The organism is Streptomyces sp. 3214.6 (genome assembly GCF_900129855.1).
Classification (GTDB): Bacteria; Actinomycetota; Actinomycetes; order Streptomycetales; family Streptomycetaceae; genus Streptomyces; species Streptomyces soliscabiei.
In genome coordinates this window covers 8,895,545-8,918,345 of record NZ_LT670819.1, presented here as the reverse complement: position 1 = coordinate 8,918,345, position 22,801 = coordinate 8,895,545, and the positions used below count along the sequence as shown (strand labels likewise).

Genomic DNA, 22,801 nt, shown 5'->3' with positions numbered 1-22,801 from the left:
CCGCCAGGTCACTTCGCCGCCGCCGACGTGCTCTTCTGAGCCTTCTGGTTCCGGTTGAACTCGGCGACGTTGCGCTGGTGCTCCGCGTAGCTCGCCGTGAAGCGCGTGTCGCCCGGCTTGACCGTGACGAAGTACAGCCAGTCGCCCGGGGTGGGGCTGATCGCGGCACGCATGGCCTCCTCGCCGGGGTTGTCGATCGGCGTCGGCGGCAGGCCCATGCGCTGGTAGGAGTTGTAGGGGCTCTGGATGCGGGTGTCGTTCTGCGTCGTCCTGAGCGTGAAGCGGTTCAGCGCGTAGTTGATGGTGGAGTCCATCTGCAACGGCATCCCGCGCTCCAAGCGGTTGAACACGACCCGGGCCACCTTGCCCATGTCCGCCTTGGTGGCGGCCTCTGCCTGGACGAGGCTGGCGATGGTGACCGCCTGATAGACGTTCATGGCGTTGCGCTGGGCACCGGCCGCGATGGGCGCCCCGTTGAACTTCTTGTTCGCCATGTCGACCATGTACGACAGCACCGTCTGCGGCGTCGCCTTCCTGCCCAAGGGATACGTCGCCGGGAAGAGGTAGCCCTCCGGGTTGCCCTCGGCGTCGTTCGGCAGTTTGAGACCGGCCTTCGGCAGTGTCCCCCGGGTGGTGCCGGGCGGCAGGGCGAGCGCCTTGTCGACGGCCTCGTAGATCTGGCTTGCGCGCCAGCCCTCCGGGATGACCAGGGCCCTCGGCTTCGGCTCGTGATCCTTCGATCGCTCCAGGCTCAGCAGCGGCACCGCCACGGCGGTGCCGGCCACGACGGCTCCGGTCGCGATGAGGACGAGACGGCCGCGGCGCGTCAGTCGAATCGTGGTCCGTGGCGGAGTGTTCTTACGCATGCGGGCACGGTAACTCTCATATCGTCACAAACCCGGCATAACTTGGCATACTTTCATCTTGTCGGCTCCAGGTGGGCGTCTCGTCGCACGAGGGCCGCATACCGCCCGTTCCGCTCCAACAGCTCCTCGTGCGTCCCGCGTTCGGCCACCTGGCCGGAGTCGAGGACCACGATCTGGTCGGCACCCCGAATGGTGGACAGCCGGTGGGCGATGGTGAGGGTGGTGCGGTTCGCCGAGAGCGCGTCGATGGCCTCCTGGACGGCCCGTTCCGTACGGGTGTCCAGGGCGCTGGTCGCCTCGTCGAGGATCAGTACCGGCGGGTCGCGCAGGATCGTGCGGGCGATGGCCAGCCGCTGCTTCTCACCGCCGGAGAACCGGTGGCCGCGCTCGCCGACGACCGTCTCGTAGCCGTCCGGCAGGGCGGCGATGTGGTCGTGGATCTGCGCCGCCCGCGCCGCCGCGTGCAGCTCCTCGTCGGTGGCGTCCGGCTTGGCGAAGCGCAGGTTGTCGGCGACCGTGGCATGGAAGAGGTACGTCTCCTGCGAGACGACGCCGACCGCGCGGGCCAGGGTGTCGAAGTCGAGGTCACGGACGTCGACGCCGTCGAGGGTGACCCGGCCGGCGGTCACGTCGTACAGGCGCGGCACCAGGTAGCCCAGCGTGGACTTGCCGGCGCCGGTCGGGCCGACCACGGCGAGGCTGCCGCCGGCGGGGACGGTGACGTCGATGCCGTCGAGGACGGGCCGGACCGCCTTGTCGTCGTCATTGTCGTAGCGGAAGGCGACCTTCTCGAAGCGCACCTCGCCCTTGATCTGGTCGAGGTGGACCGGGTTGTCGTGCTCGGTGATGTCGATGGGGAGGTCGAGGTACTCGAAGATGCGCTGGAAGAGCGCGAGGGAGGTCTGGATCTGCACACCGGTCGCCAGGAGGCTGACGGCAGGGCGGAACAGTCCCTGCTGGAGCGAGACGAAGGCGACGATCGTCCCGAGGGAGACGTCGGGACCGCCGAGCTGGAGGGTCACGCCCGCGGCCCAGTAGATGACGGCCGGCATGGCGGACATGACGATCCCGATGACGGCCATCCGCCAGCGGCCGGCCATGTTCGACCGCACTTCGAGGTCGACGAGCTGCTCGGACTCCTCGGAGAAGGACCGGGTGAGGGAGTCGGAGCGGCCCATGGTGCGGCCGAGGAGGATGCCGCTGACCGACAGCGACTCGGTGACCGTGGCGGCCATCGCGGCCATCTGCTTCTGACGCTGGGTGGTGATCTTCTTGCGCTCGTTGCCGACGCGGCGGCTGATCCACACGAAGACCGGCAGCAGGAGCAGGGAGACGACGGTCAGCCGCCAGTCGAGGGCGACCATCGCGATGATCGTGGCGACCACGCTGGTGAAGTTGGAGACCAGAGAGGTGGCGGTGGAGGTGACGGTGGCCTGCATGCCTCCGATGTCGTTGGCGATGCGGGACTGCACCTCGCCGGTACGCGTGCGCGTGAAGAAGGCGAGAGACATGCGCTGCAGGCGGCCGTAGACGGCCGTGCGCAGGTCGTGCATGACGCGCTGGCCGACCGTCGTCGAGATCAGCGTCTGCAGGACGCCGAACACGCCACTGAGGACGGCGCTGAGGATCATGCCGAGGGCGAGCAGGCTCAGCAGGCCGGTGCGCCCCTGCGGGATGGCGACGTCCAGCGTCTCCTTCAGCAGGAACGGTGTGGCCACGGTGACCAGCGACGAGGCGGCGACGAGCACGCCGACGACCGCGAGCCGGGCACGGTAGGGCTTGAAGAGGGTGAGGATGCGGCGCACTTGCCGGGGTTGATCGGTCGAGGTGCCGGGCGGAGGGGTCCAGTCGATGTGGTCGCGGGGCATGGCTCCTACGGAGGGTGAGACGGTGAGGACTGACGGAGCATAGCTCATTGTTACCTATACTCACAATGAACGGCGTCCTGATATTGTTCCCGTATGACCACCCCGGATTCCGACGGCCTCCTCGCCGAGCAACTGCTGCGGCTCACCCGCCGGGTGCACCGCATCCAGAAGCGCCACCTGGAGCAGCGCGGGCTGGGCGTCACCCCGGCCCAGGCCCGGCTGCTGCGCACCCTGGCACACTGCGACGCACCGCCGCGCATGGCCGACCTCGCCGAGCGGCTGGAGGTGGTGCCCCGGGCTGTGACGACCCTGGTCGACGCGCTGGAGGCGAGCGGCAAGGTGCGCCGGGTGCCCGACCCCACCAACCGGCGGGTGATCCGGATCGAACTCACCGAGGACGGCGGCGAGGCACTGCGGGAGCTGCGCGGTGCGCGCGTGTCCGCCGCGAAGGAGATTCTGGATCCGCTGACGGACCTGGAACGCCAGGTGCTGAGCGGGTTGCTCGACGCCCTGGTCGACGGGACACCGGAGCGGGAGCGGACGCAGGGACAGGAGCAGGGGCGGGGACATGAGCAGGGGCAGGGGCAGGGGCGAGCCTGCTGAACGACGTGACGGGCCGTGGCCGCTCCTCCGTACTGCGGGAGGGGCGGCCACGGCCCGTTGCGGTGTCGCTGTGCGTCAACTGACCTCGGGGGCCGCCTCCTTGGTGAGCTGAGCAGGGACCACAGCCACGGGGCCGGTCGTTTCCGGGCTTTCGGCGCCCTCGGGCTCGGCGGAAGCCGCGGGCTCCTCCTCGTCCGCGGCGACGTCCTCGCCGTCCAGGACCTTCTTGGCCCGCTCCAGGTCCAGCGCGCCCTCCCAGCGGGAGACGGCGAATACCGCCACGCAGTTGCCGAGCAGGTTGGTGACGACACGCATCGAGTCCATGATGCGGTCCACGCCCAGCAGCAGGGCCACGGCGCCGGCGGGGATGGCCCCCAGCGAGGAGGCGGTCGCGGACAGGGCGAGGAAGGCCGAGCCGGGGATGCCGGCCATGCCCTTGCTGGTCAGCATGAGCACCAGGACCACGGTGATCTGCTGCCCCAGGCTGAGGTCCACGCCGACCGCCTGGGCGATGAACAGGGTGCCGATGGACAGGTAGAGCGAGGCGCCGTCGAGGTTGAAGGAGTAGCCCGTCGGCAGCACCAGACCGACGGCGTCGTCGCGGGCGCCGGCCTTGCGCAGCTTCTGCATCACGCGCGGCATGACGGCCTCGGTGGAGGCGGTACCGAGCGCCAGGAGCATCTCCTCGCGGATGTAGCGCAGGAACTTCCACAGGCTCAGTCCGGTGACCAGCCGCAGAGCGACGGCGAGCAGCGCGATGAACAGGGCCGCCGCCACGTAGCACAGGATGATCAGCTTGCCGTAGGTCTCGATCACACCGAGCCCGTAGTTGCCGATCAGGACGGCCATCGCGCCGAACACGGCGATCGGCGCCAGTCGCATGACGAAGCCGACGATCGCGAAGATGATCTCCTGGGCCTGCTCCACGGCGGGCAGCACCTTGGGCACCTTGGTGTGGCCGAGGTGCAGCAGCGCCGCGCCCACCAGACAGGCCAGGATGAGCACCTGGAGCAGGGAGTTCTCCGCGAAGGCGCCGATGAAACTGGTGGGCAGCGCGTTCACGATGAACTCGGTCGTGGAAGGCAGCGAGCCGCCGCCCGTCTTCGCGTCGACCGCCGAGGTGTCGAGCGTGGACGGGTCGACGTTCATCCCCGAGCCGGGCTGGACGATATTGGCGGCGAGGAGCCCGATGATCAGGGCCAGCGTGCTCGCGACCTCGAACCAGATCAGGGCCTTGAGCCCGATCCGGCCGAAGGCCTTCAGGTCACCGGCCTTCGCGATGCCGACGACAACCACGCAGAACACGAGGGGCGAGATGATCGTCTTGATGAGCCGGGTGAACCCGTCGCCGAGCGGCTTGAGATCCGTGGCCACGTCGGGCCACAGCTTTCCGACGACGATACCCAGGACGAGCGCGCAGGCGACCTGCGCGAAGAGTGAGGTACGCAGTATGCGTGCGACGCGTCGTGGCAGGGACGGGGCGGACGACGGCACGGGCACTCCTTGGGGGACGGCTGGCACACAGAAGCCGGGGACGGCGACTTCTGCGATACGGAAAGCGGCTTCCGTGGCGATCACTTTGAAGGTGACGTTGATCGCGCGCAAGACCGCTGCGTTTCAGCCGTGTAAATCCCGCCACGAGTGACGGATCGCACGCACTGCGTCTCAGCAGCCTCCGCGGTCCTCGGTCAACACCCCCTGAAGGGTGGTCAGCCGACGGTCGTGGCAGCCCTGCGAGCCGTACAGCCGGTAGCGCTCGCTCGTCCTGGCGACGGCGTGCCGTTGGTCGCGGGGCACGTTGACGGTGAAGGTCGCGTCACCCGTGTACGTGTCGTCGAGCCGCGACCACCACGTGCGTCGGCCGTTTCGCGTCGTCATGGCGTCGGCCCGGTCGCCGAGGGTCAGCACGGTGCGCAGCCGGTCGTCCGCGCCGAGGGTGGTGGTGCCGTTCATCGTGTACGTCCGGTGGGTGCGTGTCGCCCGGGCCGGTCCGCGGCCGTCGACGGTGACCGACTCGTCGTCCGTCCAGGTGGCGTCGAGGCCGTCCACGTTCTCGCCGTCGCTCCAGCGGTGCACGGAGGTGTTCGCGAGGGTGCGGGTGACGGTGGTACGCACGCGTCCGTGCGAGGTGTCGAGGAATCCGGCGACGGTCAGCCGATGCCGACCCTCGGTGTCGAGCCGGTGCTCCGTGCCGGGCGTGTAGACGCTGGAATCGGTGAGCTCCCCCGCATCGTGCGTGACGAGCTTCCCGCCGACGACGGCCTTGCCCGGGTCCTGCCAGACGAGCACGTTGACGGGTGTGCTCCAGCCGCTCTGCCCCTCGGGCACCCCGACCACGGACACCTCGACGCGGTGCGGGCGGCCGTCGTTGAGAACCCCGGCGAACGGCGTCAGGTCGTATTCGATCGGCTTGATGTCGAAGGCGCGGGGGCCTGGGATCACGTACCAGAGAAAGGGGTTGGACCAGCCACCGGTCCAGACGGTCGGGAAGGGAGTGGCGATGCCGGCCAGTTGTCCGTCGACCTTGACCTGCACCTCCCGGTAGGGGCCGTCGTCGGCATGGCAGGAGTAGGGCGCCGACGCGGGCACGGTCAGGTACCAGTACTCCTCGCACCCGCCACCAGAACCGGTGGCGTACACCTCGGCGACGACGCGTTCGCTGTTGCGCGGCGCGGTGAGGGTCGCGCCGTCGGGGCCCTCGGCCAGGGTGAGGACTCGGTCGGGGACGGCGGCCGGCTTCCCCTTGGAGAAGGTGAGGTCGTAGAAGGTGAGGGTCGCCTTGACGTCGATCACACCCGTGTAGGTGTCGTCGACGACGTTGCCGATGAGCATCTCGACGTCCTGGGCCGAGCGGAACGTGTCGCTGTAGCGGGTGACGTCCTTCTCGACGGACCACTCGATCCCGTCGGGCGACGGCTCCGGCGTCGATGTACGCAAGACCTCCACCCCGCCGATGTGCAGATAGCCGAGCCGGTCGAACTGCCGCCCCTTGACCTTGCCGTCGAGCCGCAGCACGACCTTGCTCCAGCGGTCACCGCAGCCGTCCGGCGGGGTGTACGTGCCCCGGTACGGCGTGAAGTCCCGGAACTGCGCCTCGGCGAGGGTGATCTGACAGGACTTGGCGTCGGGCCTGGTCACGGGCGGGGCGGCGGTGAGAGGGTCGTGCCAGTCGGTGCCGAATTCGGCGGGAACCTCGACCGCCGCGGACGTGGATGCGGCGGCCCGCGCCGTGCCGCCCCCGAGGACGGTGCCCGCCAGGAGGATCGCTCCGGTGAGCATGGACATGATGATCCGACTTCTCATGGCCGGTGTTCTACGGCGAGTCGCCCCCTCCCCGCAATGACGCGTCCGCCGGAAGTGCTAGCTCCTCAGCGCGGCCCTGTCCCCCATGACCACCACGGGATGCTGATCCGGGTCGAGCGTGCGCAGCAGGTACTCCATCGCTGCCCTGGGCAGGCTGACGCAGGCCGATGTGCCGTCGCCGTGGTCCAGGTGCAGCCAGATCCCGCCCCCTCGCTCCTCGCCCAGGGGCTGCTCCGCATCGTCGGGAGGCGTGCCTTTGACGCGGTTGTAGTCGATGGCGATGACGTAGTCGAAGTCGTGCCAGTGCGCCTGGTCCCACCAGCGGGGCGCCGCGTAGTCCTCGGACTGCGTGTACGGCAGCCGGGTCCCGGGGTCGTCCAGGACGCCGGCCGCGGCACTGAGGGTGAACACGCCGACGGGACTGCGGTCGTCGCCAAGGTAGTGCTCGGCGGTCCAGCCCTTCTTGCCGTTGTGCGCGGGCCAGGTGCGGACGCGCTCCCAGACCGGGCCACGTTTGGCGTAGAACACGACGGTGGCGGTCGCGGAGTCCTTGCCGTCGCCGTACACCGCCACCACCTGGCGCGACCCAGCGGGGATCTGCCGTTGCAGCCGCTCCCCCACGCCCGGGACGCCGGTCGCCGGGGCCACGCTCGGCGGAGTGACGCTGCCCTCGGCACCCGCTCGCGGCATGCTGTCACGCCCGTGTTCTGCACCCGAGCCGCCGCACGCGGCCAGGACCACGAGCAGAAGACCACAGGTCACCGTCGCGGCTCCGACGCGCCGCACCTCACCATGTCGCACCGGGCCATGCTCGCATCACTTTCCGGTCATTTACGGCAGGTTCCGGGCATCCGGGCCGTGTCGGGCGGCTGCCGGATCCTGCCGCCGCAGCGGAAAACAGGTTGATTTTCACCACGCCGCGACGCGAACCTTGCACGGTTTGTTGCCGCTTGTTGCCGCTCCCCGCGGACCTTCCGCCGATCCGCCTCCCTGCCCTTCCCTTCCCTCCCCCCACCCCCTCCCCCGCCCCGCCTATTCCCCCTCCGCTGACTCGAGCCACTGGGACGTCATGCAGATCCAAGACCTTCCGTACCTCGACCCTGGTGTGCCGGACGCACGCTCGGGCCCCCGCTTCCTGTGGTGGCTCGGCCGCAATCAGCTGGGTGGCCAGCTGAAGTCCCTGGCCTGGGGGCTGCTGCACTTCGTCGCCGTCTCCGCACAACCGTTCTGCGTCGGACTCGCCATCGAGGCCGTCGTGGACCGCTCCGGTACCCGGCTCGCCCTCACCGGAGGGCTGATGCTGCTGTGCGGTGCCGCCACCGCGCTCGGGGACACCTTCCTGCACCGTACCGCCGTCACCAACTGGATCACCGCCGCCGCCCGGGTCCAGCAACTACTGGCCCGCAATGCCTCGCAGCTCGGCTCCGCGCTGACCCGGCGGGTCTCGGCCGGTGAGGTGGTGGCCGTCTCCACGGGCGACGTCGAGAAGATCGGCTGGTTCGTGGAGGCCGTCTCTCGCTTCACCGCCGCGGCCCTCACCGTCCTGCTGGTCTGCGTCGGCCTGGTCGTCTACGAGCCGGCCCTGGGCGTCGTCGTCGCCGTCGGCCTGCCCGTCCTCGCGCTCGCGGTGCTGCCCCTGCTGCCCCGGGCGACACGCCGCGCCGACTTCCAGCGCGAGAAGGCCGGACGCGCCACCGAACTCGCCTCGGACACCGTGGCCGGCCTACGGGTGCTGCGCGGGATCGGTGGCGAGGAACTGTTCCTCGACCGCTACCGCAGCGCCTCTCAGGAGGTCCGGCACGCGGCCGTGCGCAGCGCTCGCATGTGGTCCCTGATCAGCGCCATCCAGGTGCTGCTGCCCGGCCTGCTGCTGATCGCAGTCGTCTGCTACGGCGTCCACCTGGCCCGCGAGGGCCGCATCACCGTCGGCGAACTGGTCACGGTGTACAGCTCCGTCATGGTCCTGGCCTATCCCCTCAGGCACTTCGAGGAGATCGCGATGGCCTACTCCTTCTCGCGCCCCTCGGCCAAACGGGCCGCACGCGTGCTGTCCCTGGAACGGGCCACCGACATCGGCGGGTCGCGCGCGGCCGACGTTCCCTCTGGCGACCTGTACGACCCCGCCACCGGCCTGCTCGCTCCGGCCGCCCGGCTCACCGCCGTGGTGTGCGGCGACCCGGACACGGCAGGACAACTGGCTGAACGGCTGGGCGGACACCCGCCGGAGGACGGCCCGTCGGTGCTGCTGGGCGGCGTCCCCCTGGACGAGCTGCCGCTGGACTGCGCGCGCACGGCGGTCCTCGTCCAGGACAAGGACCCGGTGCTGCTGTCCGGTTCCCTGCGCGACCTGCTCGACGTGCCCGCCTCCGGAGCGGTGGACGCGGATGCGGCGCTGGCCGCCGCCCAGTGCGGGGACGTCCTCGAGGCGCTCGTCCAAGGCTCGTTGGACGCCGACGATCCGCTGGACGCGCGCATCACCGAACGCGGCCGGTCCCTCTCCGGCGGCCAGCGGCAGCGGCTCGCGCTGGCCCGCTCCCTGTACACGGACCCCGAGGTCCTCGTCCTGGACGAGCCCACGTCGGCCGTCGACTCGCACACCGAGGCACGGATCGCCGAAGGACTGCGCGCACTGCGTGCGGGGCGTACGACGATCGTGTTCACCTCGTCGCCCCTGCTGCTGGACCGGGCCGACCGGGTCGTGCTCGTGCACGAGAGCGAGGCCGTCGCGGTCGGCGTGCACCGCGAACTGTTGCGCACCGAGCCCCGGTACCGGGCCGTGGTGACCAGGGAGACCGACGAGGAGGCCGCCCTGAACGGCGTGTTGAAGGACCTGGACGACAACGAACTCGAAGAGATCGAACGCGAAGAGATCGAGGAGACCGCATGATCGGCGTGGCGCCGCCCGCGTACGACCCGGCGGCACCGACGACGGCGAACACCCTGCCCGTCGGCGCCCCCGCGACCGTACGCGCCTACGTGGCCGAACTCCTGCGCCGGCACCGCCGCGCCTTCCTGCTCCTCCTCCTCGTCAACACGGTCGCCACGGTCGCTTCGATGGTGGGTCCTTGGCTGCTCGGCGATCTCGTGGAGCGGCTCTCGGACCGAGCGCGGGAGCTCCATCTCGGGCTCACCGCCTCGCTGTTCGTGATCGCCCTGGTCGTCCAGGCCGCCTTCGTACGGCAGGTGCGGCTGCGCGGCGCGATGCTCGGCGAGCGGATGCTGGCCGACCTGCGCGAGGACTTCCTCGTACGGTCGGTGCGGCTGCCGCCGGGCGTGCTGGAGCGGGCCGGAACGGGCGACCTGCTGTCCCGCATCACGACGGACATCGACCGGCTGGCCAACGCGATGCGGGAGGCCGTGCCCCAGCTGACGATCGGCGTGATGTGGGCCCTGCTGCTGCTCGGCGGGCTCGTGGTCACGGCGCCGCCGCTGGCGCCTGCCGTACTGGTCGCGGTGCCCCTGCTGGTCGTCGGGTGCCGCTGGTACTTCAAGCGGGCCCCGGCCGGCTACCGCTCGGAGGCGGCAGGCTACGCCGCCGTGGCGGCCGCCCTCGCCGAGACCGTGGACGCCGGCCGCACCGTCGAGGCCCACCGCCTGGGCGACCGCCGCATCGCGATGTCGGAGCAGCGCATCCGGCAGTGGACCGCCTGGGAGCGTTACACGCTGTGGCTGCGGTCGGTGCTGTTCCCGGTGATCAATCTCGTGCACGTCACCGTCCTCGGCTCGGTCCTCATGCTCGGCGGCGTGTTCGTCCTGCAGGGCTGGATCGGGGTCGGCCAGCTGACGACGGGCGCACTGCTGGCGCAGATGCTCGTCGACCCGGTGAACCTCATCCTGCGCTGGTACGACGAGCTGCAGGTGGCCCAGGTGTCGCTGGCCCGCCTCGTCGGGGTGCGCGACATCGAGCCGGACGGCGGGGACTCCGGGCTGGTGCCCGACGGCCGCGATGTACTCGCCGACCGGGTCCACTTCGGCTACCGCGAGGGCGTCGACGTCCTGCGCAAGGTGTCCCTGGAGGTCTCCCCCGGGACCCGGCTCGCCCTGGTCGGCCCCTCGGGCGCGGGCAAGTCCACCCTGGGACGGCTGCTCGCCGGGATCTACGCGCCGCGCGACGGCCGGATCACCCTCGGCGGTGCCGAACTGTCGCGGATGACCGCCGAACGGGTCCGCTCCCACGTGGCACTCGTCAACCAGGAGCACCACGTCTTCGTGGGCTCCCTGCGCGACAACCTCCGGCTCGCCCGGACGGGAGCCGAGGACGCCGAGCTGTGGGCCGCCCTGGGCGCGGTCGACGCGGACGGCTGGGCGCGGGCGCTGGACGACGGCCTCGACACCGAGGTCGGCTCCGGCGGTGTCGCGCTCACTCCGGCCCAGGCCCAGCAGATCGCGCTGGCCCGTCTGGTGCTGGCCGACCCGCACACGCTGGTCCTGGACGAGGCGACCTCGCTTCTCGACCCGCGTGCCGCCCGCCACCTGGAGCGGTCCCTCGCCCGCGTCCTGGACGGGCGCACCGTCGTCGCCATCGCCCACCGTCTGCACACCGCCCACGACGCCGACGTCATCGCCGTCGTCGAGAACGGCCGCATCAGCGAGCTGGGCAGCCATGCCGAGCTGGTCGAGGCGGACGGAGCGTACGCGGCACTGTGGCGGTCGTGGCACGGGTGAGGAGGAGAGGCGCCGTCGCCGGAGAGCGGCGTCGGCGCCAGGCCTGTCTGTACGGCGCCTCCAGCCACAACCCGTGCCACAGCCGGTGCCGGTGCCGGTGCTGGTGCGAGTGCCGGCGTTCTCGGCAGAACCGCCGTAAGTAGTGGTGCTCGGGCCGGGAACGGAGCAGACACGCGGGTCGGTGACGCCCGGGAGACAGCGGGTGCCTCCCCTGCGCGAGCCCGGTGCCCCGGCCGCGGCGACCCCGTCCCACGGCCGTGTGACCTTTGGCGTTGCGCGGTCCCGAAGCGGGGTGGAACGCTGGATAGCGGCACCCGCGCGGGAGGCACCCGGAATCCGTCCGGAACGCGTCTCCCCCGGCCGGTGCTCCGTCCGGCGGTATCCCATCGCCGACCGCGGAGAGTACGGGCCCGTCACCCCATGGAGGTACCCGTGAACAGCGCCGACGGATGGGGAGACGACGTCTACCAGCCCGACGCGTCCGACATCCAGGAGGACGCGGGGCTGCTCGACGTGGAGGACACGCTGGACAACGACGGCGTCGGAGACCCCCTCGACCGCGGCTGGTCCCCTCCGGACCGCCCCTGGGCCGTGGAGCACACCGGGGTGACCGCCGCGGAGCGCCATCAGGGGGAGACGCTGGACCAACGGCTCGCTGAGGAGCTCCCGGACCTCGATGTGCCCGACGGTGACGGCCTCGGGGACTGCGACGGCACCGACGGGGAACTCCTCGACAACGAGGTCGGCGCCGCCCGATCCGGCCGACTGGTGGCACCGGACGAGGGCGTCCACGAGGACGAGGAGAGCGCACTGATCGCCACGGACGTGGGCATCGACGGCGCCGCAGCCTCCGCCGAGGAGGCCGCGATGCACATCGTCGACGAGGACACCCTGTCCGGTTGACCCACCCGCTGCCGGCCCGGCCGTCCCCGGCCCGTGGCCGCCCCCGCCACCGCCACCGCCACCGCCACCGCACGAGGAGTCCGCATGCAGCAGGACAAGCAGCCCGACTACCACCCGGTCGTCTTCCGCGACCGGACGGCCGGTTACGCCTTCCTGACCCGGTCCACCGCGACCAGCGGCCAGACCATCGAGTGGGACGACGGCGAGACCTACCCGGTCGTGGATGTGGAGATCTCCTCGGAGAGCCACCCCTTCTACACCGGCAAGGCACGCACCGTGGACACGGAGGGCCGCGTCGCCAAATTCGAGCGGCGCTACGGCGACGGCGGGGCAATGACCTGAACCGGCGCTGACCCCGCCGCCACCACCGTCACGGCCCTCGGCGCACCGGCCCAGCGCACCCGTCGCGTCGCGCGTCAGATGTAGTTGAGGGCGGCAGCCCCGCCCACTCCTCCGAGCAGCATGAACACGGGCATCAGCACCTTCAGCTCGACCCAGCTGCCCGCGCGGAACCGCATCGCCTTGGGCGGACCGATCGGGTACCAGCGCTTGCGCCCGATCGGGATGGGCCACAGGACCGGGCAGCCGGAAACGGTCAGTGCGTCCCCGATGTCGTGCACCAGGGCGCCCAGCACGATCGGCAGCCCCAGCCACAGGTACTCCTGGCCCGGGTCCGTGAACAGCCAGTCCGAGCCGTTGCCCGGCTTGTCCAGCACACCGGCGAGGATCCACGCACTGGTCGCGGCGAGCAGCCACACCAGCACATCGCTGCTGGAGCCCCGGGCCGCCCGCCACAACAGGCCCTCGATCGCCAGCACCATGTGCACGAAGAGGATCGCCAGCACCGCCCAGCGGCCACCGGTGATCGCCAGCGCCGAGGCACCGGCGCCGATCAGGACCGCCCACAGCCAGGTGTGGGTGAGGGTGCGGTGCCCACCGGAGCGGCGCGGGTCGCCCTGCTTCCGCGTGGCCTTGTAGACCGCGTAGGAGAGCTTGTCGACGATCTCGCACAGCCAGCGCGAGACGGGACCGAAGGCACGGGAGATGGTGGCGGCCTTGTGATCGAGGTCCGGGGCGAGCGCGGCGCCGGCGCAGATCAACGCACCCGCGAGCAGGACCGGCCAGGGCATCGTGTGCCCTGCCGCGGCGGCGGCCGCACCGACGCCGAGCCAGGCGGCGGCGCCCGACAGTGAGTGTGCTGGTCCCATCATGGCCGTTGCCCGCCCTATTCCTCGTGTGCCGCTGTCCAGTTGACCGGGTGCGATGACGCTCCGTCGGCGACACAGCGTAGCGGCCATGATCTTCGGGCCGGCAGCCGATTCCCCCATCAAGGGCTGGGGCAGGCAAGATGGGGTCGTGACCCTCATCGATCAGCTGCCACCGACCGCAGATCCCGACGCCCTGTACGAAGCCTTCGAGTCCTGGGCGCAGGAGCGCGGTCTGACGCTCTACCCCCATCAGGAGGAGGCGCTGATCGAGGTGGTCTCCGGGGCGAACGTGATCGTGTCGACGCCCACCGGATCCGGCAAGAGCATGATCGCGGCCGCCGCGCACTTCGCGGCCCTCGCCCGTGACGAGGTCACCTTCTACACGGCCCCGATCAAGGCGCTGGTGTCGGAGAAGTTCTTCGAACTGTGCAAGATCTTCGGCACGGAGAACGTCGGCATGCTGACCGGCGACGCGTCCGTGAACTCCGACGCCCCGGTCATCTGCTGCACCGCCGAGGTGCTCGCGTCGATCGCGCTGCGCGACGGCAAGGACGCGGACGTCGGCCAGGTCGTCATGGACGAGTTCCACTTCTACGCGGAGGGAGACCGCGGCTGGGCGTGGCAGATCCCCATCCTGGAGCTGCCACAGGCACAGTTCGTCCTCATGTCGGCCACGCTCGGCGATGTGTCGTTCTTCGAGAAGGACCTCAGCCGGCGCACCGGCCGCCCCACAGCGGTGGTCCGCTCGGCGACACGGCCTGTCCCGCTGTCCTACGAATACCAGTACACGCCGATGACGGAGACGCTCACCGATCTGCTGGCGACGAGGCAGGCGCCCGTCTACATCGTGCACTTCACCCAGGCGCAGGCGGTGGAGCGGGCGCAGGCGCTGATGAGCATCAACATGTGCTCGCGCGAGGAGAAGGAGCAGATCGCCGGCCTGATCGGCAACTTCCGCTTCACCACGAAGTTCGGCAGCAACCTCTCGCGCTACGTGCGGCACGGCATCGGCGTCCACCACGCCGGCATGTTGCCCAAGTACCGGCGCCTGGTGGAGAAGCTCGCCCAGGCCGGTCTGCTGAAGGTGATCTGCGGTACGGACACGCTGGGTGTGGGCGTCAACGTGCCCATCCGCACTGTGCTGTTCACGGCGCTGACCAAGTACGACGGCAACCGGGTACGTACCCTGCGGGCCCGCGAGTTCCATCAGATCGCGGGCCGGGCGGGGCGGGCCGGCTTCGACACGGCGGGCTACGTGGTGGCCCAGGCGCCCGAGCATGTCATCGAGAACGAGAAGGCCCTTTCCAAGGCCGGCGACGACCCGAAGAAGCGCCGCAAGGTGGTGCGCAAGAAGGCGCCGGAAGGCTTCGTGGGCTGGACGGAGAACACGTTCGACAAGCTCATCGAGTCGGACCCGGAGCCGCTGACCTCCCGTTTCCGGGTCACGCACACGATGCTGCTGTCGGTGATCGCCCGGCCCGGCAACGCCTTCGAGGCGATGCGGCATCTGCTGGAGGACAACCACGAGCCGCGCAAGCAGCAGTTGCGGCACATCCGGCGCGCGATCGCAATCTACCGTTCGCTGCTGGACGGCGGGATCGTCGAGAAGCTCGACGAACCCGACGCCACCGGCCGCATCGTCCGCCTCACCGTGGACCTCCAGCAGGACTTCGCGCTGAACCAGCCGCTGTCCACCTTCGCGCTGGCCGCGTTCGAGCTGCTCGACCCGGAGTCGCCTTCCTACGCTCTGGACATGGTCTCCGTCGTGGAGTCCACGTTGGACGATCCGCGTCAGATTCTCGCCGCTCAGCAGAACAAGGCGCGTGGCGAGGCGGTGGCCGCGATGAAGGCGGACGGCGTCGAGTACGAGGAGCGCATGGAACGCCTCCAGGACATCTCGTACCCGAAGCCCCTGGAGGAACTCCTCTTCCACGCGTACAACACCTACCGCAAGAGCCACCCGTGGGTCGGCGACCACCCGTTGTCGCCGAAGTCCGTCATCCGTGACATGTACGAGCGGGCGATGTCCTTCACCGAGTTGGTGTCCCACTACGAGCTGGCCCGCACCGAGGGCATCGTGCTGCGCTACCTGGCCAGCGCCTACAAGGCCCTCGATCACACCGTCCCCGACGACCTCAAGTCGGAGGATCTGCAGGATCTGGTCGAGTGGCTGGGCGAGATGGTGCGCCAGGTCGACTCGAGCCTGCTCGACGAGTGGGAGCAGCTCGCCAACCCGGAGGAGATGACCGCCGAGGAGGCCCAGGAGAAGGCGGACGAGGTCAAGCCGGTCACCGCCAATGCCCGCGCCTTCCGGGTACTGGTCCGCAACGCGATGTTCCGCCGCGTCGAGCTCGCCGCTCTCGATCACGTCGACGAGCTGGGCGAGATGGACGGCGAGTCCGGCTGGGACGGCGACGCGTGGGGCGAGGCGATGGACAAGTACTGGGACGAGTACGACGACCTCGGCACCGGTCCGGATGCCCGGGGTCCGAAGCTGCTTGTCATCCAGGAGGAGCCGCAGAACGCCCTGTGGCGTGTCCGCCAGATCTTCGACGACCCGAACGACGATCACGACTGGGGCATCAGTGCGGAGGTCGACCTCACGGCCTCGGACGCCGAGGGGCGTGCGGTCGTCCGGGTCACCTCCGTCGGTCAGTTGTGAGCGGCGCAGCAGGGACCGAAGCGCACAGAGAACAAGGAACGGCAGAAGGCACAGGAGAAACGCACCGATGACGAATCCGGCCGAGAGGCTCGTCGATCTGCTCGACCTGGAGCAGATCGAGGTCAACATCTTCCGCGGCCGCAGCCCGCTGGAGTCCCTGCAGCGGGTCTTCGGCGGCCAGGTCGCGGGCCAGGCGCTGGTCGCGGCCGGGCGGACCACCGACGGCGACCGGCCGGTGCACTCGTTGCACGCGTACTTCCTGCGCCCGGGTCGGCCCGGTGTGCCCATCGTGTACCAGGTCGAACGGGTGCGGGACGGGCGGTCCTTCACCACCCGCCGGGTCACCGCCGTGCAGCAGGGGCGCACGATCTTCAATCTCACCGCCTCCTTTCACAAGCCTGAGGAAGGGCCCTTCAAGCACCAGTTGCCGCCGGCCCGCGAGGTCGCGGACCCGGAGTCCCTGCCGACGGTCGCGGAAGAGATCCGGGAGCATCTGGGCGCGATGCCCGAACAGTTGGAGCGCATGGCGCGCCGTCAGCCCTTCGACATCCGGTACGCGGACCGGCTGCGTTGGAGCGCCGAGGACGTCAAGGAAGCCGAGCCGCGCAGCGCGGTGTGGATGCGGGCGGTCGGGCCGCTCGGCGACGATCCGCTCGTCCACACCTGCGCGCTCACCTACGCCAGCGACATGACGCTCCTGGACGCCGTCCGCCTCCCGGTCGAGCCCCTGTGGGGTCCGCGGAACTTCGACATGGCGTCGTTGGACCACGCGATGTGGTTCCATCGGCCGTTCCGCGCGGACGAGTGGTTCCTGTACGACCAGGAGTCGCCGATCGCCACCGGCGGACGAGGGCTGGCTCGCGGGCGCATCTACGACCGGGAAGGGCGCCTGTTGGTGTCCGTGGTCCAGGAGGGACTTTTCCGGGCGCTGTAGCTCCCGTCCCCGTACGTCAGGTCCCTGTACGTCACGCGGTTCGGCGGCGCAACCGGCTCAGCAGACCTCGTGTCGACCGGCCGAACGCGATCGGCTCCGGCGCAACAGGCGTCGACCTGGACGGCTTCGGCGAGGGGCGCGGCGCGGGCTGGTCGGCACGGGCCTCGGCCAGAGTGCGTTCCAGGTCGGACCTCAGCCAGTCGATCTCGTCGGGGTCGTCCGCGGTCATGATCTTCTCGACGAGTTGGGCACCCGGTGTACCTGGGGTGCCGTGGGCCGGCGGTCCGGGCCGGAACCTGTTCAGGTGGGAGCGTTCGTAGGGGTCCCTGACGATCTCCGCGACCTGGAGGGGGTCGAGGAACCCGGCCAGAACACCGGCGTGCTGCCACGGGCCGTCGGCCTGTCGGAGCAGGAAGCCCAGGTGTCGTCCCCGCCAGTTCCGGGCCCGCAGGTCAACGCCTTCGGCCAACCGGCTGCGCAACGTCTCGGGTGTCCGACCGGTGAGCAGGGACGAGTTGGTCTTGTCGGTGGCGAACTGCTGTAGTTCTTCGGCGAGATACAGCCAGACGACGGCTCGGTAGCGGTTGAGATAGAACCTGACGGGCACCACCAGTCCCACCCGCGCGAGCCGGGTGAACCGGGCGGGAGGCACGTCCAGGATGGCCGCGGCGTCGCCGGTGCCCACGGCCAACACGCTCTCGCGCAGCGTTTCGGGGAAGCCGGGTTCCGAGCGCAGGCGGTCGATCTCCGTGCGGGCCACCCGGCGGCCCCCTCCTCCGTCGTCGGGCAGGGTCCTGACGCGTCCGAGATGCACGGCGAGGTCGAACTCACTTCGCTTCAGGTTCAGTTCCCGCGCCGCCCGACTCGGCGTGCAGGAAACGGAGTGTGGTTGCGTGACGGTGTTGCCGGACATGGTCGGTCTCCCCCGTGGAGTGAAGTGGAGTGCAGCAGGCCCGCGCTGTCCGCGGTGGCCTCGGGAAAAACCGTAGCCGGAATCGCCGATCTCGTGGCGAGCCTGTGGATAACTCCACGAAGGAGAGGAAAAGCGCAGGTCAGATATCTGTCAGCGGGGCACGCTCGGGCTGTCGGGCGTCCACCGTGAGGTGTTCGCCGACCCGGTTGACGAGCAGGGTCATCTCGTAGGCGATCTGCCCCATGTCGGCCTCCGCGCCGCTGAGCACGCACAGGCAACTGCCGGTTCCCGCCGCGGTGACGAACAGCACCGCGTCGTCGAACTCGATCATCGTCTGGCGGACTCGGCCCGCGCTGAAATGGCGTCCTGATCCCTTGGCCAGGCTGTGCAGTCCGGACGAGACCGCGGCGAGGTGCTCCGCGTCCTCCCGGCGCAGTCCTGTGCTCGCGCCCGCCACCAGACCGTCGTTGGACAGGACGAGCGCGTGCCGCACGTGGTCGACGCGCTCGGTCAAGTCGTCCAACAACCAGCCCAGCTCTTGGTTCTGCACCATGTGCCACTCCCCGTGTGACGTTCCCCGTATGTCTTCCCCATGCGATCCTCCGCCTCGCCGGAGAATCTGCCCGCCACCCTTCCCCAGGGTCGGCCGCCGGAGCAAGGAGGATGGCGGCGTGGCACAGAAGATGACCGACGGCAGCCCGCACGTGGCGCCTCCGGTTGGTCAGCCCACCGAGTCGAGCAGCCGGGCGGTGTGCATCCGCCCGGCATACTCCACCAGCCGGATCAGCACCTCCTTCCCTGAATCGCGGTCACGGGCGTCGCACAGGACGACGGGGGTTCCTCCGTCGAGGTCGAGGGCGCGCGAGACGTCCTGGGCGCCGTATGTCCGTGCGCCCGCGAAGCAGTTGACGGCTACGACGAAGGGAATGTGCCGGTGCTCGAAGTAGTCGACCGCGGGAAAGCAGTCCTCCAGGCGCCGGGTGTCGGCCAGGACCACCGCGCCGAGAGCGCCCTGCGACAGTTCGTCCCACAGGAACCAGAAGCGGTCCTGACCCGGCGTTCCGAACAGGTAGAGGGACAGGCCGGAACGGATGGTGATCCGGCCGAAGTCCATGGCCACGGTCGTCGTGACCTTCTGGTCCACGCCGTCGGTGTCGTCCACCAACTGCCCGGCTTCGCTGAGGAGTTCCTCGGTGCGCAGCGGCTTGATCTCACTGACCGCGCCCACCATGGTGGTCTTGCCCACGCCGAACCCGCCGGCGACCAGAATCTTCAACGCCAGGGGGGACGTCTCGCCGCCTGTGGCGTCGGAGTGCTCGGAGACCATGGATCACTTCTCTCGGGAGAGTACGACTTCGGCGTGTGTGCGAAGCCGGCAGCATGACAACTGGGGACTTTTTCCGTCCGGGTGGGGTTGAGCGTTTTTCTACAGCGCTCGCAGCCCCTCGATCACCTCGCGCAGGATCCGCTCGTCGGGCAACTGGGCAGGCGGGACGGGACGGCTGACGGTGACACAACCGAGTTCCAGCAGGTCTCCGAGGAGCACCCTGACCACGCCGACGGGAAGATCCGCGCCGGCCGCGAGTTCCGCGACGGACTGGGTCTCCGTACGGCAGAGGTCGATGAGGGTGCGGTGCTCGGGCCCGAGCGCCAAGCCGTCCACACCAGGCGCGCCCGGATCCAGGGTGACCAGGGCTATCAGGTCGAAGCGCACTCCGGTGGGGCCCGGTTTCGTGCGTCCGCCCGTCATGGCGTACGGGCGGACGAGCGGACCGGCCTCGTTGTCGTACCACTGGCTGCCCAGCTCGCGTGGGGCGCCGGTCATGTCGTCGGTCATCTGCGCGGGTCGCTCTCTCGCCTCAGCCGGCGGCGGGCGGCCGCGCGCCGAGGCGTGGCGGCGTGTAGAGGTGCTCTCCGACCCGCTTGACCAGCCTCGCCATCTCGTAGGCGACCAGGCCGATGTCGGCGGTCACCGCGGTGAGGACGGCCAGGCAGGAGCCGTCGCCCGCGGCGGCCACGAAGAGGAAGCCGTCGTCCATCTCCACCATGGTCTGGCGCACACCGCCGGCGCCGAAGTGCCGGCCCGCGCCCTTGGCGAGACTGTGGAAGCCGGAGGCGACGGCGGCGAGGTGTTCGGCGTCCTCACGTCTGAGGTCGGTCGAGGCGCCGACGGCGAGGCCGTCGTTGGACAGCACCACGGCGTGCCGTACCTCGCTCACGCGCATCACCAAGTCGTCCAGCAGCCAGTCGAGTTCGCCGGACCGCTGGGCCGACCTCGTACTCGGGTCCTGGATCATGCGGGGTCTCCTTCACTGCTGTCGCTGCCCGGTGCGGGGTCCGGGGTGGCCGCGCGGCCGGGTTGCCTGCCGCCGCCCCGGGCCCAGCCGGCCCGGTACGCCGCCATTCGGTCCCGTACGAGTTCGGGGGTGCGCCCTTCGTCGCCGCGCGGGTCGGGCGCCCTGGCCGGTTCCTCGGACAGCGGGCGGCGCAGTTGCGGGGCGAGATGGGCCTGCCGCACCCGGCGCGGGAGGTCGTCCGAGCCTTCGGAGTCGTCCGGGGAGCGGTGCAGGCGCAAGGTCGTGACTCCGGGAGGCGGGGGTTCGGCTGCCGCCGGTGCGGCGGCGGCCCGTAAGGGGGCCACCAGCGCGGGGCGGTCGGCGGCCGCGGGTACGGCCTCCGGCTGGCGGTCCATGGCACGACGGTCGTAGGCGTGACGGTCCGAGGCATGACGGCTGGAGGCATCGCGGTCGGCTTCGGGCACGCGCGCGTGCTCGCGTTCCGCGGACTGTTGCACCTGCGCGACCTCACGGGCGGAACGTTCCGGCTTGCCACTGTGCAGCAGGGCCGTCGGCAGCAGGACGACCGCTGTGGTCCCACCGTAGGGCGAGGTGCGCAGGTGCACCTTGATGCCGTGACGGGCGGCGAGCCTACTGACCACGAACAGGCCCAGCCGGTCGCTGTCGAAGAGGTCGAGGGCCTCGGACTGCGCGATGCGCCGGTTGGCGTCGGTGAGGGTCTCCTTGCCCATGCCCAGGCCCCGGTCCTCGACCTCGACGGCGTATCCGTTGCCCACGGGTTCGCCGGTGACGCGCACGCGCGTGTGCGGGGGCGAGAACTGGGCGGCGTTCTCGACGAGTTCGGCGAGCAGGTGGGTGAGGTCGGCGACCGCGGTGCCGATGACGGCCGCCTCCGGGAGCTGCCGTACCTCCACGCGCGCGTAGTCCTCGACCTCGGAGAGGGCGGCGCGGACCACGTTGGTGAGGGACACCGGCATGCGCCAGGCCCGGCCCGGCGCCGCCCCGGACAGGATGATCAGGCTCTCCGCGTGGCGTCGCATACGGGTGGTGAGGTGGTCCAGCCGGAAGAGGTCGCTCAGCTCGTTCGGGTCGTCGGAGCGGCGCTCCATGCTGTCCAGGAGGCTCAACTGGCGGTGCACGAGGACCTGGCTGCGGCGGGCGAGGTTGACGAACACGCCGGAGATGCCGCTGGCGAGTTCGGCGCGCTCCACGGCGGCGCGCAGCGCGGCGCGGTGCACGGTGCTCAGAGCCTCGGCGACCTGACCCGTCTCGTCCTCGGAGGGAGGCCCGGGCGGGGCCTCTGCGCGGACGTCGATCTCCTCCCCGGCGCGCAGTTTCCGCATGGCCTCGGGGAGTTTGCGCCGGGCGATCTCCAGGGCGCTGTTGCGCAGGCTGACCAGTTCGACGACGAGTCCGCGGCCGATGCGCACGGAGATGACGAGTGAGGCGACGACGGCGGCGAGTCCGAGCAGGACCGCGGCGCCGGCGGCGGTGAGCAGACCGCGGGTGAAGGGGTCGGCGCGGTCGGCGACACCGCGTCCGGCGTCCGCCTCGATGGTCCGCATCCCGCTCTGCACGCGCGCGTGGGCCTGGTCCCAGGTGCTTGCCGGAGCAGCCGTGATCGCTTTCACGCCTGGCCCTGCGGCGAGCACCTTGTCCTCCGCGGCGGCCAGGGCGGCGTAGGCGCTGCCGGCGGCAAGGCTCTGCCAGGCGGTGCGTTCGGGGCCGCGCAGGTCCGCGACGGCCGATTCCGTCAGGGTGCGGCGTGTGGCGACGGCACCGGTGAACAGTCGCAGGCGCTGTCCGTCGAGGCGCCCGGCCCGGCGGGCGCCTGCGAGCACGACGTCCTCCTGGGACAGGGCCTCGCCCGCGCGGGAGAACTCGAGCAGCACGCGCGCGTCGGAGCCGAGTTCGGCGTCCTGGATGCCGGAGAGCGCGCCACCGACCGAGAAGGCCGCGGAGATCGTGCTCGTGTACCGGCCGTACGTCTCCTCCCAGCCGGTTCTGCCGTCGAGCACGGCGGTCCGTACCGAGGCGAGTCCCTCGGTCCTGGAGACGAACGACTCGAGCCGCTGGGCCACTCCCTTGGGCAGTTCCTGAGCGTCGGCGACGGTGCTGTCGTCGCCGAGCCGCAGTTCGGCCACCGCGCGGTCCGTGCGTTCCGCAAGCGCCTTGAGGTCACCGGTCCGACCGGGGGCGGGGGCGGTCGCGTACCGTACGGCGGCCGCCCGCTCGGCCTGCAGGGCGGCCATCGCCGCCGCGACGGGGGCGCGCACCTCGGAGTCCACGCGCTGCGATTGCCGCAGTCCTGCGACGTTCTGGGCGGTGCTGACGGTGGCATACGCCCACAGGGCCAGCAGGGAGACGACCGGCACCATCAGCAGGCAGACGATCTTGGCGCGCACGGTGCGCGGCCGGATCCGCCAGCGTTCCGCGCGCGGGGGCATCGCGCCCGCCGGTGGGTCCGTCCGGTCGTCCGGCCCCTCGTCGGCGGGGGGTCCGGCGTGGGCGCGGCGCCCGCGCGTGGGGGGCGGCGCGTCGGCGCCTGCCGTGGGGGTCCTACGGGGTGTACGCATGGC

19 protein-coding genes are annotated in these 22,801 nt (G+C 70.6%); 7 read left to right on the top strand and 12 right to left on the bottom strand.

Going from position 1 to position 22,801, the window contains the following annotated elements; translation table 11 throughout:
- Positions 1 to 8: 8 nt before the first annotated feature.
- Positions 9 to 866, bottom strand: coding sequence for an endolytic transglycosylase MltG (mltG, locus tag B5557_RS40130; RefSeq protein ID WP_079664105.1), 858 nt, complete (start codon positions 864 to 866; stop codon positions 9 to 11).
- 53 nt (positions 867 to 919) lie between these two features.
- A complete protein-coding gene (locus B5557_RS40125; protein WP_079664104.1) occupies positions 920 to 2,734 on the bottom strand; it encodes an ABC transporter ATP-binding protein in 1,815 nt (604 codons plus the stop codon).
- 93 nt (positions 2,735 to 2,827) lie between these two features.
- On the opposite strand from B5557_RS40125, the gene B5557_RS40120 reads away from it, so the two are divergent.
- A complete protein-coding gene (locus B5557_RS40120; protein ID WP_079664103.1) occupies positions 2,828 to 3,337 on the top strand; it encodes a MarR family winged helix-turn-helix transcriptional regulator in 510 nt (169 codons plus the stop codon).
- Between the two features lie 75 nt (positions 3,338 to 3,412).
- On the opposite strand, the gene B5557_RS40115 is transcribed toward B5557_RS40120, so the two are convergent.
- The 3 genes from B5557_RS40115 to B5557_RS40105 form a co-directional block, all read right to left on the bottom strand.
- Positions 3,413 to 4,831 carry a cation:dicarboxylate symporter family transporter gene (locus B5557_RS40115; RefSeq protein WP_079664102.1) on the bottom strand — a complete coding sequence of 473 codons (1,419 nt, stop codon included), beginning with the start codon at positions 4,829 to 4,831 and terminating at the stop codon, positions 3,413 to 3,415.
- Between the two features lie 171 nt (positions 4,832 to 5,002).
- A complete protein-coding gene (locus tag B5557_RS40110; protein WP_079664101.1) occupies positions 5,003 to 6,640 on the bottom strand; it encodes a peptide-N4-asparagine amidase in 1,638 nt (545 codons plus the stop codon).
- A 57-nt stretch (positions 6,641 to 6,697) separates the two neighbouring features.
- Positions 6,698 to 7,441 carry a L,D-transpeptidase family protein gene (locus B5557_RS40105; RefSeq protein WP_443031316.1) on the bottom strand — a complete coding sequence of 248 codons (744 nt, stop codon included), beginning with the start codon at positions 7,439 to 7,441 and terminating at the stop codon, positions 6,698 to 6,700.
- 268 nt (positions 7,442 to 7,709) lie between these two features.
- Between B5557_RS40105 and B5557_RS40100 the strand changes: the two genes are divergently transcribed.
- The 4 genes from B5557_RS40100 (at position 7,710) to B5557_RS40085 (ending at position 12,550) form a co-directional block, all read left to right on the top strand.
- Entirely contained in the window at positions 7,710 to 9,527 is a 1,818-nt protein-coding gene (locus B5557_RS40100) for an ABC transporter transmembrane domain-containing protein (RefSeq protein WP_079664100.1), read from the top strand.
- Positions 9,524 to 11,305 (top strand): ABC transporter ATP-binding protein, encoded by a 1,782-nt coding sequence (locus B5557_RS40095; RefSeq protein WP_079664099.1) that lies wholly within the window; start codon positions 9,524 to 9,526, stop codon positions 11,303 to 11,305. Before B5557_RS40100 ends, B5557_RS40095 begins: the two co-directional genes overlap by 4 nt.
- A gap of 432 nt (positions 11,306 to 11,737) precedes the next feature.
- Positions 11,738 to 12,208 (top strand): DUF5709 domain-containing protein, encoded by a 471-nt coding sequence (locus tag B5557_RS40090; RefSeq protein WP_079665253.1) that lies wholly within the window; start codon positions 11,738 to 11,740, stop codon positions 12,206 to 12,208.
- 84 nt (positions 12,209 to 12,292) lie between these two features.
- On the top strand, positions 12,293 to 12,550 hold the full coding sequence (locus B5557_RS40085; protein WP_079664098.1) for a type B 50S ribosomal protein L31: 258 nt from the start codon (positions 12,293 to 12,295) through the stop codon (positions 12,548 to 12,550).
- Positions 12,551 to 12,624: 74 nt separating this feature from the next.
- Here the strand turns inward: B5557_RS40085 and B5557_RS40080 are convergent, their stop codons facing one another.
- Complete coding sequence (locus B5557_RS40080; protein ID WP_079664097.1) at positions 12,625 to 13,419, bottom strand: metal-dependent hydrolase; 795 nt, start codon at positions 13,417 to 13,419, stop codon at positions 12,625 to 12,627.
- 145 nt (positions 13,420 to 13,564) lie between these two features.
- Here B5557_RS40080 and B5557_RS40075 point away from each other — a divergent pair, with 145 nt between their 5' ends.
- Together B5557_RS40075 and B5557_RS40070 are read left to right on the top strand one after the other, a co-directional pair.
- Complete coding sequence (locus tag B5557_RS40075; RefSeq protein ID WP_079665252.1) at positions 13,565 to 16,078, top strand: DEAD/DEAH box helicase; 2,514 nt, start codon at positions 13,565 to 13,567, stop codon at positions 16,076 to 16,078.
- A 67-nt stretch (positions 16,079 to 16,145) separates the two neighbouring features.
- Positions 16,146 to 17,012 (top strand): acyl-CoA thioesterase, encoded by an 867-nt coding sequence (locus B5557_RS40070; protein WP_079664096.1) that lies wholly within the window; start codon positions 16,146 to 16,148, stop codon positions 17,010 to 17,012.
- Between the two features lie 31 nt (positions 17,013 to 17,043).
- Here B5557_RS40070 and B5557_RS40065 read toward each other — a convergent pair whose 3' ends face one another.
- From B5557_RS40065 to B5557_RS40040, 6 genes are all read right to left on the bottom strand, one after another.
- On the bottom strand, positions 17,044 to 17,925 hold the full coding sequence (locus B5557_RS40065; protein ID WP_079664095.1) for a DUF6397 family protein: 882 nt from the start codon (positions 17,923 to 17,925) through the stop codon (positions 17,044 to 17,046).
- A gap of 139 nt (positions 17,926 to 18,064) precedes the next feature.
- Positions 18,065 to 18,478 carry a roadblock/LC7 domain-containing protein gene (locus tag B5557_RS40060; RefSeq protein ID WP_079664094.1) on the bottom strand — a complete coding sequence of 138 codons (414 nt, stop codon included), beginning with the start codon at positions 18,476 to 18,478 and terminating at the stop codon, positions 18,065 to 18,067.
- A gap of 168 nt (positions 18,479 to 18,646) precedes the next feature.
- Positions 18,647 to 19,252: a GTP-binding protein gene (locus B5557_RS40055; protein WP_079664093.1), complete on the bottom strand. Its 606-nt coding sequence runs from the start codon at positions 19,250 to 19,252 to the stop codon at positions 18,647 to 18,649.
- 99 nt (positions 19,253 to 19,351) lie between these two features.
- Positions 19,352 to 19,762 (bottom strand): DUF742 domain-containing protein, encoded by a 411-nt coding sequence (locus tag B5557_RS40050; protein WP_079664092.1) that lies wholly within the window; start codon positions 19,760 to 19,762, stop codon positions 19,352 to 19,354.
- 22 nt (positions 19,763 to 19,784) lie between these two features.
- Complete coding sequence (locus tag B5557_RS40045; RefSeq protein WP_079664091.1) at positions 19,785 to 20,222, bottom strand: roadblock/LC7 domain-containing protein; 438 nt, start codon at positions 20,220 to 20,222, stop codon at positions 19,785 to 19,787.
- A complete protein-coding gene (locus B5557_RS40040) occupies positions 20,219 to 22,798 on the bottom strand; it encodes a sensor histidine kinase (protein WP_079664090.1) in 2,580 nt (859 codons plus the stop codon). Before B5557_RS40040 ends, B5557_RS40045 begins: the two co-directional genes overlap by 4 nt.
- Positions 22,799 to 22,801: the final 3 nt, after the last annotated feature.

Bases quoted from the DNA above. Each gene is read 5' to 3' on its own strand.
- mltG (WP_079664105.1), bottom strand. From the start codon at position 866: ATGCGTAAGAACACTCCGCCACGGACCACGATTCGACTGACGCGCCGC.
- B5557_RS40125 (WP_079664104.1), bottom strand. From the start codon at position 2,734: ATGCCCCGCGACCACATCGACTGGACCCCTCCGCCCGGCACCTCGACC.
- B5557_RS40120 (WP_079664103.1), top strand. From the start codon at position 2,828: ATGACCACCCCGGATTCCGACGGCCTCCTCGCCGAGCAACTGCTGCGG.
- B5557_RS40110 (WP_079664101.1), bottom strand. From the start codon at position 6,640: ATGAGAAGTCGGATCATCATGTCCATGCTCACCGGAGCGATCCTCCTG.
- B5557_RS40100 (WP_079664100.1), top strand. From the start codon at position 7,710: ATGCAGATCCAAGACCTTCCGTACCTCGACCCTGGTGTGCCGGACGCA.
- B5557_RS40095 (WP_079664099.1), top strand. From the start codon at position 9,524: ATGATCGGCGTGGCGCCGCCCGCGTACGACCCGGCGGCACCGACGACG.
- B5557_RS40085 (WP_079664098.1), top strand. From the start codon at position 12,293: ATGCAGCAGGACAAGCAGCCCGACTACCACCCGGTCGTCTTCCGCGAC.
- B5557_RS40080 (WP_079664097.1), bottom strand. From the start codon at position 13,419: ATGATGGGACCAGCACACTCACTGTCGGGCGCCGCCGCCTGGCTCGGC.
- B5557_RS40070 (WP_079664096.1), top strand. From the start codon at position 16,146: ATGACGAATCCGGCCGAGAGGCTCGTCGATCTGCTCGACCTGGAGCAG.
- B5557_RS40065 (WP_079664095.1), bottom strand. From the start codon at position 17,925: ATGTCCGGCAACACCGTCACGCAACCACACTCCGTTTCCTGCACGCCG.
- B5557_RS40060 (WP_079664094.1), bottom strand. From the start codon at position 18,478: ATGGTGCAGAACCAAGAGCTGGGCTGGTTGTTGGACGACTTGACCGAG.
- B5557_RS40055 (WP_079664093.1), bottom strand. From the start codon at position 19,252: ATGGTCTCCGAGCACTCCGACGCCACAGGCGGCGAGACGTCCCCCCTG.
- B5557_RS40050 (WP_079664092.1), bottom strand. From the start codon at position 19,762: ATGACCGACGACATGACCGGCGCCCCACGCGAGCTGGGCAGCCAGTGG.
- B5557_RS40045 (WP_079664091.1), bottom strand. From the start codon at position 20,222: ATGATCCAGGACCCGAGTACGAGGTCGGCCCAGCGGTCCGGCGAACTC.
- B5557_RS40040 (WP_079664090.1), bottom strand. From the start codon at position 22,798: ATGCGTACACCCCGTAGGACCCCCACGGCAGGCGCCGACGCGCCGCCC.